Here is a 13688-nt window from a genome sequence, read left to right as displayed (position 1 = left end):
CCTTCATTGTTATCACTAAAGATTAACTGATTTTGGGATTTCTGGGATAAAACTTGTCTGGTAGTTTGGAAATATGCTCAAAAAAGCGGGTATCTTTATACGGGAGCTTCATAAAGCCTGAAATTCCCAAGCCATCAATCAGTGGTAGCAGTTCGATAATTTGCGCTAAACATTGAGTGAATGCATCGCGTTTTGGGTGATCTAACAACATTAAATAACTGTGGATCTTCAAATGAGTTGGCAAAACTTCAAAAATGATACACCCAGTATGATGAATTAAATTGAGCTTGGCCAGCACCGCCATTAACTCATCAGGTAAGTAAAGATATTCATCAGGATCTTTACCGTCTTCAAAATACGAGTGCAACCGACTGACATCGTCTACTTCTGCTACCGCACTAACTTCAAAAGGAATAAACATATCCTGCGGCGCATTAAATGATTGGCTTTCATCATCTCGATAAATATGTAAAGTGTTTCTTGCGTCAAACAAACAACTTTTAAACATACCGATGCGAAAGATGCCTTGTGCTAGATAAACCATGTTATTAACCGCACTTTGGAATGAGTGGCGAAGCGTTTCGTCAAATAGCGTTAGGTTGGAGTCGATATAAACGCCATCTTTTTCCCAACGCACCGCTAGACCACCAACAACAGGGAAATCACCTAATCTACTCACCGCAGCAATAAACGCCTTTTCGGTATCGCCCATACCGATGAGGTAATTTTTGTAATACTTTTCTAATTGCACATCATCGACTTTGTCGAGCTCATCACTATCGGTAGACTCCCTTAAGAATGACTTACGTGAACCGTAAACGACCGTATCAATAGCTGTTTGCTCTTTTTTCCTGAGCCAAACAGGGATGACCGGTTCAATCGGGTAGACTGTTGGTTTATCTGCCAACACAGTATTTTTCAACAACGTGAGATGGTTAAAGAAGTAATCTCCCGCTTCACGACGAGTTTGCTCATTGCTACTAAGCATACCCGTTAAGATATTCGCCAACGCTTTAGGTAAGCCAAGTGAATTTGGCGTAATAACATTGACACCATAACGACACGATTGGCCAGATGCCAAAGCATAAAGCGTTGCGGCTAATCCTTGTTCATCAAAACGCGGCGACGATAAACCACCCGATATTTGTTCAGGCCCAATAAAATAAACATCACCTAAGCGAGCATTGGTATGCTGTAGATCACTACTCATCAAATCCATGACATTGTTGGCTGTCGATTGTCCTTTGACATCTAACTGGGCATAAACCGCAGACCCCCAGTCAATTAAGCTGATTTGGCCAGTGTCAGGATCGAAGACGATATTTGACGGTTTAATATCACCGTGAACGATCGGCTTACCTTTGAGGTGCGCCTTGCTATTACGCAGATAACCCAATATTTCAGCGATTGAAATAGCAATTTTAACAATAAGCTCAGGCGGCAATGGGCCAACCTGATGCGAGTATTTTTCTAAATCAATACCTGGGGCGCGCGACATTTGTAAAATGCACTGGCGCCTAATGCGATGAAACTCTTGTACAGAGGGAATTGCGGGATGTTTAAGTTCGCGCTGAATATCGGCTTCTTCGGCAAGCCTATCTTGAACATGCTGGGGTAAGGTTACCCGAGAAAATTTAAAGACGACGGGATGATTATGAGCATCAAATGCGTTAAAGACAAAGCCATAGGCGCCCTTACCTAACAAAGCAACATTAGAGTAACCCAAGGCATTAAGTTGCGTTTCACACAACTTAACCCACTGCTTGAGTTTTTCGGCATCTTTGTGGCTAAGCAGGTAAATCGATTGCTCTTCTGCGATATAAAAATGCTGGAGTTTTTTCTCACTCACAATGAAATTCGTTTGGTTATTTATTTCGTTCTATTATGAGGAAGTTTACGCTTGAAATCCCCTGCTTTGTGACAAAAGTTAAGAAAATCTTATTTTTACGGTTTCATTTTCGCCACTAATGTATAGCAACTTACCACTGATTGGCCCTTATCCCCGTACTTAACGATATTAAGAGCCAAGACCTTGAGTAACTTAACCGTAATAATATTGTGCCAGCACAATAGTCACAGCATAACCCAACGTGTATGCGACCAATAGCATTGGAATATAGCGAGAATAGGAAATAAAAGTTAGCTCTTTCATTTTACTCATCGCTACAATACCAGAGGCTGAACCTATCACTAATAATGAGCCACCGACACCAACGGCATAGGTGAGTTCAAGCCACTGCGGAGAGGTTAATGAAGGCTCGGCTTTGAGCAAAGCGGCGGTTAGCGGTACATTATCTAATAAGGCAGATGCAATCCCAGCGAAGTAACTCGACACCGTAGGGTTATATTGCGCGTAGAGATCTGTCACTAGGTGCAATGTCCCTATTTCTTTAAGCATGCCTACTAACAACAAAATCCCCAAGAAAAACAATAAAGTGTCATATTCTATTTGTCGAATGTACTCTAATATCTCCAATTCTTGCTTGTCAGACCGATACAATCGCCCAACCAGAAACATAATCGACAACCCCGTTAGAAACGTTAACACGGGTGGAATGCTATAGGCGACGTTGAGCAACATCGTCATTAAGATAGTCGTGAAAAATATGATAGCAATTAAAATATCGACCGTTTCATAATCTTTTTTGGCAGGGAGAGTAAATACCGTGCCTTTGAGACGAAATGATAAAGCAAAGGCTAAAAATAAGACGCTAACGGCAGCAGGAATTAATAGCAAAAACAGTTGGCTTATTTGTACATGACCATCGAGATAAATCATCAGGGTTGTCACATCACCAGTAATCAAGGCTACGCCACCAGAATTGACAGCAAAGACTATCAAAATAGCCATTCGTAGCTTAATGCGTTTCTCAACATTAAAACTTTGCAACAAGGTTAGCGACACCAATGTTGCGGTTACGTTGTCACAAATGGCTGACAACAACAGAGAAAATAGTGCTAACAACAACATGATCACTTTGACCGAGGCTTCGGCTGGAAACAACCGCTGAACCGCCATTTGGATAATGCCCTTGGCATTAAGGTAGGCAACAAAAGTCATGGTCGACATTAAAAACAACCACAAAACAGCTATTTCTAATAGATTCTCTTCGAGGTGATGGTTGAGGGCATGGTGATCGCCACCACTATTGGAGATAAATAGGGTGATCCATGCAAGACAACCAAAAAAAAGCGTGGTTTTCGCTTTATTGATGTGGGTGAGTTCTTCAAAAACAATCGACAAAAGAGCTAAAACCGCTAGTGCGATCAAGAAATATTCAACCATGAATCATTACCAGATTAATAACGCCAAATTTGTTGGCGCGCAGTATAGCGGAGCCGTTAACTTCGGTCTACGCATAGTTTCAAAAGTAATAAACTTTAATTGCGCTTATTTGACCCTACAACGGTTTAGAACGACAGTTTTATTCAGCATTTAAAAGGCCCCTATGTTCGTATCAGTGGGCGATCGGCAAGAAGCTAATGTGGACGTTATATTATGATTATTTATCCATTGAATTATTAATAGTTATTAGTGTCTCAAGTCAGTGCAACTTCACGTATTGAGCAATATGTAAATGTTCCAGTAACTCCCCAATATTCACTGTGTATGTGACGGTATAATTTAACGGATTGATGAGCTCTTTTAATGTCGGGTTATTTTACAATTCGTTTAGAACTTAATCCCCAAAAGGAATTAATCCACTGTAATTTATAATATTTTTTTTAAAGGTTTGTTTTTTGCTTACTCGACCTGACTAAATTTTAAGTTTTAACGTTAAAGTAAATTTAATTAAATGGAAGGAGATATTTAAGGTGAAGTTCAAATTTTTGGCAATTATGTTTGTTGGGGTAATGCTTTCGGTAAGCATGAGTGCGAAAGCTGGAATTATCCATACATTTGTTTTTGATGATTTGTCTAAATGGCAAACAAACAGTAATTTTCAAGTTGGCGATTCCTTAACAGTTGAGTTCGCAAACTCAACAGATTTTAACAATGTTTTCATAAGTGATATTTTAGGTATTCAATTTAATTTACAGGTTGGAAATACCACTAAAGTTGAACAACCTAACTTATTAAACAATTGCTGGCCCAATTGTAATGCTGCTTTCGACATGTTTTCTTTGGTCGATGGAAAATTAGCGATGACATTTAAACATACAGATCCGCAAATAGGGTTTAATGGTTCAAATGGCACAGGCACATATGTTCAACTCTATATGCAAGGTGGGAATTCTGGCGCCTATAATATGTATTCTCAATTTCAAACGATAAATGGAATTGGTAATGCATGGCTAGGCTTTGTAAATGAAGGAGAAACCATACAATATTTTGCAAGCCCAATCAAAGCATCAGAACCATCTACACTCGCTATTTTAGCATTGGGAATAATTGGTTTAGCATCACGTCGGTTTAAGAAACAATCTTAGTAGTTTCTTTTTATTAAAACAAAACAGCATCAATGGTAATGATTGGTGCTTTTTTGTATCTGTTAACGAAAAAAATCCATAACATATAGTTATTTTCAATAAAAAAACATCACTATAGAGTTATATATCCTTTGGAATGAGCTCTTTGGTAGCTTAACGCCAAAATGACTATAGGTGACTTGACATAATTAATGTCTGTAGCTGCCACAATCTAGCCTGACAAATTCACTTACAAACCACACAAGATCTCGATCTACAAAAGGATGACGATTCCTTTAGGAGCAATCGCTACATTTGTCACCTATGCTAATCTCAGATTTGATTTCCCCCTAGTAATTGAAGGTGAAACATCAAGTTACCACTTATTTAATCAACAGTGTTCAATATAATTTAAGTATATCGCGGTACGTTAACTTCCCTATTCGAGTGTTACATGGTGAACTATTTAACCTGTTCTCAAATGATGAAATAGATATTTAACCAATAAAACGTTAATTCTTCTGATTTATGACAAAACGCTAGAGAATATTATTCTTACGGTCACACTATTGTCATGTAACTAGCTTATCTTAACGCCTGTATTCACTGAATACATTTGACATGTTCCCAACGTTTTTGTTTATTACCCTCCTCAGGCCCCCCTATTATTTTAAACAATAGTAGGGGATTTTTTTTACCTGAATTAAATTTCTAGGCATAAAAAAGGCCACGTTAAAAAACCTGGCCTTTACACTTGCTATTTGTCTATTAGCTCATATGCATCAACATTTTAGTTGGCTCTTCAAGGAAGGCCTTCCAAAGGTTTGAGAACCGAGCAATGGTGCCGCCGTCAATAATACGGTGATCGCCAGACCAACTCACTTGCATTATGCTGCGAGCTTCAACCTCTCCCTGAGCGTTAAAGCGAGGTAATGTTTGCACTTTGCCTAACGCAACAATCGCCGATTCTGGCTTGTTGATAATAGGTGTTGCCACCGTACCGCCAATCGCGCCAATATTAGAGATTGAAATCGTGCCACCTTTTAAGTCGTCGGGTGAAACACGACCTGAACGCGCATCATTGGTTAAGCGAGTAATATCTTGTGCTAAATCGACAATCGATTTAGTTTGGACTTGCTTAACATTGGGCACTAATAAACCCACTTTTGAATCAACTGCCATGCCGATATTGTGATCGTCAAAGAAGGTTAATTCGGTACACTCATCGTTAGCACGTGCATTAACCAACGGGAATTCTTTTAACGCTAACGACATCGCTTTCATGAAAAATGGCATCATGGTTAATTTGATATCTTGCTTGGCGTACTCTTCTTTTAACGATAAACGCAAAGCAATTAACGCGGTTAAGTCGATTTCTTCACAATAAGTAAAATGAGGAATTGTTGAAACAGAAGCCACCATAGCTTTCGCCATTGCCGCTTTTACACCGCGAATTGGCTCTGTGCGCGTACCGCCAACAGTTGGCGCTGTTGCCGTTACATTAGCCGTCGCACCTTGTTTTTGACCATCGACAAAGGCCATCACGTCTTCTTTGTATACGCGACCTTTTTTACCGCTACCAGGTACTTCGTGAATGTTGACGTTTAATTCACGTGCAACACGACGTACTGCAGGGCTTGCTAGCGCTTTGCCATTAACGGATTTCGCAAGCACACGTTCTGTTGTCGCAGGAGCACTAGGTGCTGTCGCCTCTACAGCTTTTGCAGGAGCTTGAGTTGGCGCTTCAACTTTTTCCGCAGCAGGTGCAGTCGCTGTGCTTGTTCCACCCTCGCCCGCGCGCTCAATCGCAAATAGCGGCGCGTGAACTTTCGCAATATCGCCTTTAGCGTAATGCAGTTTAACGACTTTACCGTTGTGCATGGCTGGAATTTGCACAAGCGCTTTATCTGTCATTACGTCAGCTACCGGCTGATCTTCAACAATATCGTCGCCTTCAGCAACTAACCATTCAACGATTTCACATTCAACGATACCTTCACCAATATCCGGTAAAATGAAATCTTCGATAATCGTACCTGAACTTGCTGGCGCTTGGCTTGTTGCAGGTGCAGGCGCTTCAACTTGGGCAACGGGCTCAGCGGTTTGCGCCGTTTCACCTGCAGGTGTCATGGCAAATAATGGCGCGTGAACTTTCGCAATATCGCCTTTTTCGTAATAAAGCTTGTCGACTTTACCCGCGTGCATTGCTGGAATTTGCACTAAGGCTTTATCAGTCATCACGTCAGCAATTGGCTGATCTTCTTCAATGATATCGCCTTCAGCTACAAGCCATTCAACGATTTCACACTCGACAATACCCTCACCAATATCAGGTAAAATAAAATCAATACTCATGACATGGCTCCTAGTAATTTACTGACGCTTTAATGGCTTCATAGACCTTCAAATGATCGGCCATGTGCTCTTTCTCTAGCGCTAATGGGTAAGGTGTATCAACACCACAAACACGGGCAATTGGCGACTCAAGCGATAAGAAACACTCGCTTTGAATTTGCGCGGCAATCTCACCAGCAAAACCTGCGGTAATTGGCGCTTCGTGACTAATTAACAAACGACCTGTTTTGCGCACTGAATTAGCAACGGTTTCAACATCCCAAGGTAAAATCGTACGCAAATCGATAATTTCACATGAAATACCATCGGCTTGCGCCATTTCAGCTGCTTTATCTATAATTTCCATTTGTGCGCCCCAAGCTAATAATGAAATATCATTACCTTGTTGCGTCACTTCCGCTTTGCCTAATGGCAATTGGTAATCTTCTTCTGGCACTTCACCAATTGATGCGCGGTATAGACGTTTTGGTTCAAAAAATACCACGGGGTTATCGTCGCGAATTGACGCGAGTAATAAACCCTTGGCTTGATACGGATTACGTGGCACAACAACTTTTAAACCTGGCGTGTGGGCAAAATACGCTTCAGGTGATTGACTGTGATACAAGCCACCAGCAATACCACCGCCGTATGGTGTGCGAATCGTTAAACGACCAACGTTGAACTCGTTACCACTGCGGTATCTAAACTTTGCTGACTCGTTTACGATTTGGTCAAACGCTGGGAAAATGTAATCGGCAAATTGAATTTCAGCGATTGGACGTGAGCCTTGAGCAGCTAAGCCATTGGCAAAACCAATAATGCCCTGCTCAACTAGCGGCGTGTTAAAACAACGGTTTTTACCGTACTTTTCTTGTAAGCCAGAGGTTGCGCGAAACACACCACCAAAATGGCCAACATCTTCACCAAAACACAAGGTTGAGTCGTCTTCTGCCATGGCGATATCAAGCGCATTATTAATAGCTTGTAGTAAATTCATTTGTGCCATTATTTGATTCTCCCTGCAGTAAACGGATATGCGTCTGGGTACTTCTTAATGTGTGTTTTTAATTGCTCTAATTGTTTTTGAAGATGTGTTGGTACTGTGTCGTAAACATCAGTCACTAGGTCTTCTACCGGTGGCTTATCAATTTTTTCAGCGACTTTTACCGCGGCTAACACTTCTTCGCGCAGTTTGTCGAATAACGCTGTTTCTTGTTCTTCGCTCCACCAGTTTTGCTTAAGCATCCAGTTTTTCATGCGAGAAATTGGATCGTGTTCGTGCCACTTCGCTTCTTCTTCTTTGGTGCGGTAGCCCGATGGATCGTCAGACGTTGAGTGAGCACCTAATCGATATGACATGGCTTCAATGATCACCGGCGCACTATTTTCAAGCGCATACGCTCTTGCCCATTGAACTGCTTTAATAACAGCTAAGATATCGTTACCGTCGATACGAATGGTTTTTATGCCATAACCAACACCACGCGAAGCAATACCATTACCTCGAAATTGCTCGTCTGCTGGTGTTGAAATTGCATAACCGTTGTTACGACAGAAGAAAATGCACGGTGCTTCATGTACCGCTGCCATGTTAAGGCCTGCGTGGAAATCACCTTCACTTGCGGCGCCTTCACCGAAGAAACAAATAGTCACTTCGTCTTTACCTTGAAGCTTTTGGCCATAAGCATAGCCAGCTGCTTGCGGAATTTGGGTGCCAAGCGGGCTTGAAATCGTCATGTAATTTAAGGCATTTGAACCGTAATGGATCGGCATTTGACGACCTTTACCTAAATCTTTCTCATTAGAGAACATTTGGTTCATGAAATCTTCTAAGGCAAATCCTCTGAAAATCAACGCACCTTGCTCACGGTATTGGCCCATAAACATGTCTGTATCTTTTAATGCAGCAGCGGCGCCAACACTTGTCGCTTCTTCACCTAATGCTGCCATGTAAAAGCTAATACGACCTTGACGCTGAGCGGCGATCATTCGCTCGTCTAATACGCGGTGAAAGGCTAGCGCTTTATACGTTCGCAAAGCTAATGCTTCATCAATCTCTGGCATTGCGGCACCAGGATATACATCACCGTCTTGGTTAAGAATTTTCAGGGTAGGAATTTCTACTGAATGCCCATCAATAAATGCAGGCTCGTGAACTACCGGCCCTTCATTATATATTTCAGTGCTCATAATATTCTCTTTATGTTAAGCCAAACTCATTTGGCCTCTACCAACGCTATTTAAATCAGTATAGGAAGCGGATTTAAATCGTGTAGATATTTATTATTTACTTGTTGTAACGCGCAGACTTTACCTGTGCGTAAATAGAGTTTCAAGAAATCGGCGAAGTGCTTGGCGTAAAACGCTGACGAAGATGCTAAGAAATGTTTACACCTGAAAAAGAAATGCGGTTTGGTGGGAATGCGATAAGGCTTTTAAGCGCTTAAACCTTATCGCCTTAATACTACAATTTAGTTGGTTTTACGGTTAGTAAAGCGCGTTGTCCCAGTGCGACGTTAGCATTAGGGAAAATAATCGCCTCACCCTCAGTGCGCACGCGGTACTCAATATCACCATCACTCGCTAGTAAGTAGTCAACAGGATAATCGGTGAAGTTTTTCGCATCATCTGGGAAATGGAGAACAAAGTTTTCTCGGGTGCGATTAATCGTTTGATCGATTTCAAAGATACTAAATTCAGCTTCATCAAACGGTTTAAGGTTAAGGTCTTTACCGGTAATTAATGCCTTTAGTGTTTTTTTCACATCGCTAAACTGCGACATATCATTTTCACCAAACGGTCTTACTTTACCCAGTTCAACGGTAAACGCATCGGCGCCAAAATTGTTCGATGAAAAATAACTAAAGGTGGTAGTTGGTGAATGCGATAACAAAATGGTGCTCACGCCACAGGCTTGTAAAAACGATAGTTCAGAGGTTTTCCAAGGCTTGCCATGTCTGAACGGGTAAACGGCAAATTTATCGTTTTTCGATTCGCGAATTGCCGTGTGTAAATCGTAATGCTTGCGCTCTCGCTCACTACCGTTACTGTTCGTTGCCTCAAAGAAGTCACGCACGGCATCTTCTAACACTTTTGCGCGCACACGCTCTTTGTTCTTTAAACCACCATCTTGGCTGTGGGCACCAGAAAACAAACGGTTTAGGTTTTCCTCAACAAAGCGCTCAGCAATATTCATGGCCGCAGGATTACCAAATAAAAACAACACGCGCTCGGTTAACGTAACTTGACCTAAAATCGCCTGTTGAACAAGCTCTGCACAAATTTCAATCGGCGCCGTTTCATTGCCGTGGACCGCACAAGATAACACGATATCTTTTTGGGTTTTGGTTTGTGGTTCAAACACGATAATGCCCGTATCAAGTACCGATACTTTGGTTGGATAGTCAGTTGATTCAATAACGAAATCAAACGCTGGCATATGCCATTCATGCTGACGTGTTAGTGATAAAAAATCACCGGTTTTGATTAATGATGCTTTTAATTGTGCTGCTGTGTTAGCCATAAATGTTTGTTCTCTCGAGTAAAAAGCTGCGTTTTTTATTTTATTTTATTTTATTTTATTTTAGCAGCGCTACTTGTTGTTTAACTTATTTTAGATAATAAAAAAGCCACACGCGGTGACTTTTTTAAAGGCAATAGTGATCATACGTTTGCTTGTTTAAACAAGTCATTCACTATCGTTTGAGCTTCAGTAAAAATTTGCTCAAGATGCGTTTCGCTAATAAAGCTTTCGGCATAAATTTTATATATATCTTCTGTGCCTGATGGGCGGGCAGCAAACCAGCCGTTTTCCGTCGTCACTTTTAACCCACCAATGGCGGCATTATTGCCCGGCGCATGGCTAAGTTTCTGCAGGATAGGTTCGCCCGCTAAGCTCTGCGCTTTAACATCGTCTGGTGATAATCCAGTTAACACCGCTTTTTGTTCAAGGCTAGCAACGGCTTCTTTGCGACCATAGCATGGCTCACCTAGCTCTTTGGCTAATTCTTGATAATACTGATGCGGATCTTTGCCGGTTACCGCTAATATTTCAGCAGCTAATAGCGTCATCACAAAACCGTCTTTATCGGTTGTCCAACAACTGCCATCTTTTTCGATAAACGATGCGCCAGCACTCTCTTCACCACCAAATGCGTACTCGCCAGTTTTTAAGCCATCGACAAACCATTTGAAACCCACCGGCACTTCAGACATTGGCCTGTTAATATGTTTAGCCACGCGATCAATCATTGAGCTTGATACTAAAGTTTTGCCTATTTTTGCTGTTTTTGGCCAGTTTCTATGCGTCATCAAATAATGGATAGCGACCGCAAGGAAATGATTTGGATTCATCAAGCCACCGGTTTTAGTGACAATACCGTGACGATCAAAATCGGGATCGTTACCCACTGCGATATCAAAGTCGTCTTTCATCGCAATCAAGCCCGCCATTGCATAAGGTGATGAGCAGTCCATGCGAATCTTGCCATCTTTATCAAGTGGCATAAATGCAAAACTTGCATCGACTACTTGATTAACCACAGTTAAATCAAGCTGGTATTGTTTAGCTATTTCAGGCCAGTAGGCGATACCTGAGCCACCAAGCGGATCGACACCTAGTTTGATGTTAGCTTTGGCAATCGCGGCCATATCAACAACACGACCTAACTGGCTAACGTACTGCTCAATAAAATCTTGTTTATTCAACAATGATGACGCCATCGCACTGGCAATATCGCTTTGTTTGACATCAACTAAGCTTGCTTGAATTAATGCGTTAGCGTGGCTTTCGATTTGCTTAGTAATTTCGCCTTCCGCTGGACCACCATGCGGCGGATTGTATTTGATACCACCGTCTGATGGCGGATTGTGTGATGGCGTGATAATCAAGCCATCAGCTAGGTCGCTGTTTTTGCGATTGTGATCGATGATCATCCGAGAAATGACCGGTGTTGGTGTAAACCCTAAATCTTGCTGAACAACCACGTTAACGCCGTTAGCAATTAATACACTAATGGCTGAACTAAAGGCCGGTTCAGATAACGCATGGGTATCTTTACCTAAGTACAACGGGCCAGAAATACCGGCTTGTTTTCGATAATCACAAACCGCTTGGCAGATCGCCAGAATATGACGCTCATTAAAACTGACTTTTGAGGCAGTACCTCGGTGACCTGAAGTGCCAAATGTTACTTTTTGCGCAACGTTATTAACGTCGGGATTCAACAAATAATAATCACTGACCAAGCGGCCGATATTAATGCGATCTTCTGGTCTTGCAGTTTTGCCAGCATGTGGATGAACAGCCATATATTCCCTACCCTTTATCCTTGATTAACGTTACAGTAATTCTCTAATTTCTTCGGCTTGTTGGACGTTATAACCTAGGGCAATTGCCACTTCAGTTAACATCATCTTTTTACGCGTGGTGTTTGAGTTAGTAATCACCCAAAACGGGCTGTCTGGAATTTGACGAGGCTTAGTACTGCTCCCACTTTCCGCTAACTCTTCTTCACTTGTTGCAAAATATAAACGGTCGCGACCGCGAATATCGTTAACAACAGAAAATTGGCTTTGGTGAACGCGATAAAGCGCCGCTAAAATCAGTAAAAATCGCCCGACAGCACCTCGCTGGTGAGCTAACTCTTGTTTATTGATGTAATTAAATACACTCTCACCTTCGCTCACTGGCGCTGAACTAACCGTCTTATCTTGAACTAACGCTTCTTTTTCTTCTGGTTGTGAGATGTCAGACTTTTCTTGTACTAACTGCGCTGCGGCAATGTCTTGTGGCGATAACGCTAGCAATCGCTTTAAAATCGATGAAGCACTTTCACCAATATATTGCGTATTACTTAAAATGTATTGATATAAATCGTCTTCAATTTCTATTGTTTTCATGTAATGCCTAGACAATGTTGCTCGAGATTCTGCTCGATTATACGTGGCAACAAAAAAAGGTGCTAGCGATGCGGGCAATAAGTTAAATAATTTCATTTAACTGCGCATTTATTCACCAAGAGAGGATTTATCATAGAACATTTACTCAACAAAAGTTGAATTAGCTCGATGATTTGTGGAGAATCTTCGCCACAACTCAAAGCGATATAACAATCAACAGGCGGCGACGTGCTTAACTACAAACAAACCGGTAGCGGACAAGATATTATTTTAATTCACGGCCTATTTGGCTCGATGGAAAACCTCAATATGGTCGCCAAGGGCTTAGTTGATGAATACCGCGTAACCAGTGTCGATGTTAGAAATCACGGTGATTCTTTTCACAAAAATGACATGGCCTACCCGAGTTTAGCACGCGACATCATCGAATTAATGGATCAACTATCAATAAGTAAAGCTCACATTTTGGGGCATTCAATGGGTGGTAAAGTCGCGATGGAAGTTGCTTTAAGCTATCCAGAGCGAGTCAACAAATTGGTCATTGCCGACATTTCACCTGTGCAATACCCTGCGCATCATCAGCAAATTATCAATGGCTTAAAAGCTATCGACTTTAGCCGAGTTAACAGTCGAAAAGATGCCGATGAACAACTTGCAGCGTTCGTAGAAGAGCCCTCGGTACGTGCATTCTTATTACGCAATTTAGGTGTGAATGACGGTCAGTACTTCTTTAAATGTGCCCTTGAATACATTGATAACTGCTACAGCCAAATTATGACGGGCTATGATGGCGACAATCAATTTCTTGGTGAAACCTTATTCATTAAAGGTGGTAATTCTAATTATATTACCGCCGAACACCGCGAGCGCATCAACCAGCTTTTCCCTAACGTCGCCGCTAAGATTATTCAGGGTGCGGGCCATTGGCTTCACGCCGAAAAAACCACAGCGTTTAACAAAATCGTTCGCGATTTCTTGGCAAAATAAGACAAAAATTTGTCCTCAATTGCTGTGTTTATACGGCCCTTGTGCTATAGTGC

At 41.6% G+C, this 13688-nt stretch carries 10 protein-coding genes; 2 read left to right on the top strand and 8 right to left on the bottom strand.

Going from position 1 to position 13688, the window contains the following annotated elements; translation table 11 throughout:
• Window positions 1-22: 22 nt before the first annotated feature.
• Together LP316_RS08185 and nhaD are read right to left on the bottom strand one after the other, a co-directional pair.
• Window positions 23-1852, bottom strand: coding sequence for a protein kinase domain-containing protein (locus LP316_RS08185; RefSeq protein WP_193023847.1), 1830 nt, complete (start codon window positions 1850-1852; stop codon window positions 23-25).
• 189 nt (window positions 1853-2041) lie between these two features.
• Entirely contained in the window at window positions 2042-3286 is a 1245-nt protein-coding gene (nhaD, locus tag LP316_RS08180; RefSeq protein ID WP_193020532.1) for a sodium:proton antiporter NhaD, read from the bottom strand.
• 530 nt (window positions 3287-3816) lie between these two features.
• On the opposite strand from nhaD, the gene LP316_RS16020 reads away from it, so the two are divergent.
• On the top strand, window positions 3817-4431 hold the full coding sequence (locus tag LP316_RS16020) for a PEP-CTERM sorting domain-containing protein (protein ID WP_226960698.1): 615 nt from the start codon (window positions 3817-3819) through the stop codon (window positions 4429-4431).
• Window positions 4432-5178: 747 nt separating this feature from the next.
• Here LP316_RS16020 and LP316_RS08170 read toward each other — a convergent pair.
• From LP316_RS08170 to seqA, 6 genes are all read right to left on the bottom strand, one after another.
• Window positions 5179-6765 carry a dihydrolipoyllysine-residue acetyltransferase gene (locus LP316_RS08170; protein WP_193020531.1) on the bottom strand — a complete coding sequence of 529 codons (1587 nt, stop codon included), beginning with the start codon at window positions 6763-6765 and terminating at the stop codon, window positions 5179-5181.
• A gap of 10 nt (window positions 6766-6775) precedes the next feature.
• A complete protein-coding gene (locus LP316_RS08165; RefSeq protein ID WP_193020530.1) occupies window positions 6776-7753 on the bottom strand; it encodes an alpha-ketoacid dehydrogenase subunit beta in 978 nt (325 codons plus the stop codon).
• Complete coding sequence (locus tag LP316_RS08160) at window positions 7753-8937, bottom strand: thiamine pyrophosphate-dependent dehydrogenase E1 component subunit alpha (RefSeq protein ID WP_193020529.1); 1185 nt, start codon at window positions 8935-8937, stop codon at window positions 7753-7755. The genes LP316_RS08165 and LP316_RS08160 overlap by 1 nt, the downstream gene beginning before the upstream one ends.
• Window positions 8938-9211: 274 nt before the next feature.
• A complete protein-coding gene (gene astE, locus LP316_RS08155; RefSeq protein ID WP_193020528.1) occupies window positions 9212-10270 on the bottom strand; it encodes a succinylglutamate desuccinylase in 1059 nt (352 codons plus the stop codon).
• A 140-nt stretch (window positions 10271-10410) separates the two neighbouring features.
• Entirely contained in the window at window positions 10411-12057 is a 1647-nt protein-coding gene (gene pgm, locus LP316_RS08150) for a phosphoglucomutase (alpha-D-glucose-1,6-bisphosphate-dependent) (RefSeq protein WP_193020527.1), read from the bottom strand.
• Window positions 12058-12087: 30 nt separating this feature from the next.
• On the bottom strand, window positions 12088-12648 hold the full coding sequence (gene seqA / locus LP316_RS08145; protein ID WP_193020526.1) for a replication initiation negative regulator SeqA: 561 nt from the start codon (window positions 12646-12648) through the stop codon (window positions 12088-12090).
• Between the two features lie 228 nt (window positions 12649-12876).
• On the opposite strand from seqA, the gene LP316_RS08140 reads away from it, so the two are divergent.
• On the top strand, window positions 12877-13635 hold the full coding sequence (locus LP316_RS08140) for an alpha/beta fold hydrolase (RefSeq protein WP_226960697.1): 759 nt from the start codon (window positions 12877-12879) through the stop codon (window positions 13633-13635).
• Window positions 13636-13688 lie beyond the last annotated feature (53 nt).

The organism is Thalassotalea sp. LPB0316 (genome assembly GCF_014898095.1).
Classification (GTDB): domain Bacteria; phylum Pseudomonadota; class Gammaproteobacteria; order Enterobacterales; family Alteromonadaceae; genus Thalassotalea_G.
Note: the sequence above shows the minus strand (reverse complement) of the source record. Positions and strands in the feature narration are given on the sequence as shown.

Bases quoted from the DNA above. Each gene is read 5' to 3' on its own strand.
- seqA (WP_193020526.1), bottom strand. From the start codon at position 12,648: ATGAAAACAATAGAAATTGAAGACGATTTATATCAATACATTTTAAGT.
- LP316_RS08160 (WP_193020529.1), bottom strand. From the start codon at position 8,937: ATGAGCACTGAAATATATAATGAAGGGCCGGTAGTTCACGAGCCTGCA.
- LP316_RS08165 (WP_193020530.1), bottom strand. From the start codon at position 7,753: ATGGCACAAATGAATTTACTACAAGCTATTAATAATGCGCTTGATATC.
- LP316_RS08170 (WP_193020531.1), bottom strand. From the start codon at position 6,765: ATGAGTATTGATTTTATTTTACCTGATATTGGTGAGGGTATTGTCGAG.
- nhaD (WP_193020532.1), bottom strand. From the start codon at position 3,286: ATGGTTGAATATTTCTTGATCGCACTAGCGGTTTTAGCTCTTTTGTCG.
- astE (WP_193020528.1), bottom strand. From the start codon at position 10,270: ATGGCTAACACAGCAGCACAATTAAAAGCATCATTAATCAAAACCGGT.
- pgm (WP_193020527.1), bottom strand. From the start codon at position 12,057: ATGGCTGTTCATCCACATGCTGGCAAAACTGCAAGACCAGAAGATCGC.